The 1,014-nt window shown below is 50.1% G+C and carries 1 protein-coding gene; it reads left to right on the top strand.

Translation table 11 applies throughout. From position 1 onward, the window contains the following. Positions 1 to 593: 593 nt before the first annotated feature. On the top strand, positions 594 to 683 hold the full coding sequence (locus HMPREF2857_RS11430; RefSeq protein WP_369707167.1) for a ClbS/DfsB family four-helix bundle protein: 90 nt from the start codon (positions 594 to 596) through the stop codon (positions 681 to 683). Positions 684 to 1,014: the final 331 nt, after the last annotated feature.

Genomic DNA, 1,014 nt, shown 5'->3' with positions numbered 1-1,014 from the left:
TTCACACATAAAGCGAACCCCCAGGTCACAATGCCCTTTTCTAAAGCGCATCAGCACATTAACAGCCACAAACCATCCAACTACAACATGCACGAGGCAGTAAGTGGAGCGCACTGCATCTAATTCCCACTACAGCTCTGGAACCCGACCGAGCGTAATCACATTCGATGATTCTAAAGACAACGCTCCAACTGAAGGAGTCGGCAGTCTTTACAAGGCGAAATTGATTCATCCGCAAGTTCGAGGATGTTCCCGATGATGGTGGGCAAATGCTCATTGAGGGAATAGACCGCACGCCCCGGCAGGTTATCGCGAACCTATTGGACTGGATGGAATTACTGCTTAGCTGAAAGCGGAAAGAGCAAGCGGACAAAGAGGTGGTGACTGAAGCTCCTAGTTTCAAATGCGATTAGCTAGGTAGCTTGTACGAGTCTTTCTACCAACACTGGGAGCTGGTACCACCCCGAGATCTGATTAATCGATTCGAGGTTCTACTCGCCGAGGTAATCCAACTGGTACCCTGACTGGCCGAAGCAGAGCTGTTTGAGTCTGAGCAGCGAGCGTGGGCGTCTTCCACTCCGTCAGTATGACCGGTGTGGAAGTGGGTACATATCAACACTGTTGCCCCCCTCACTACGTTTCGTACTAAGATAAGGACATGGGAGAAACTCGCTGCTTGCTAGTTGATTGACTCAACCACGTCGACCCCTGTCTTGAGCACAAAGCAAATTTGACCGGCTCTAACAACATGGTTGATCCGAGCCGTTCATTGGAATGACTAGAGGTGCTGCATCGACTCTTTGGCTAGTTGCCGGTATGCACCAGTAATCGTTGTACGACCGACGTATTTGATTCTGATTTGCTCGTAGGTTTGCTGCCGGTCGACTAAAGGTTTGCATATCCGCCGCGATCAAACCGACCTAATGGCAAACCGTCCTAAGCCGGAAGAGACCATCAGCACTAAAACGCGAGTTAATTCTGTTTACCTGTGGGTAACAAAAAGTGGGCCGCAGC

This window comes from Corynebacterium sp. HMSC076C10 (assembly GCF_001812455.1).
Lineage (GTDB): Bacteria > Actinomycetota > Actinomycetes > Mycobacteriales > Mycobacteriaceae > Corynebacterium > Corynebacterium jeikeium_D.
This window is presented reverse-complemented; position numbering and strand designations above follow the sequence as displayed.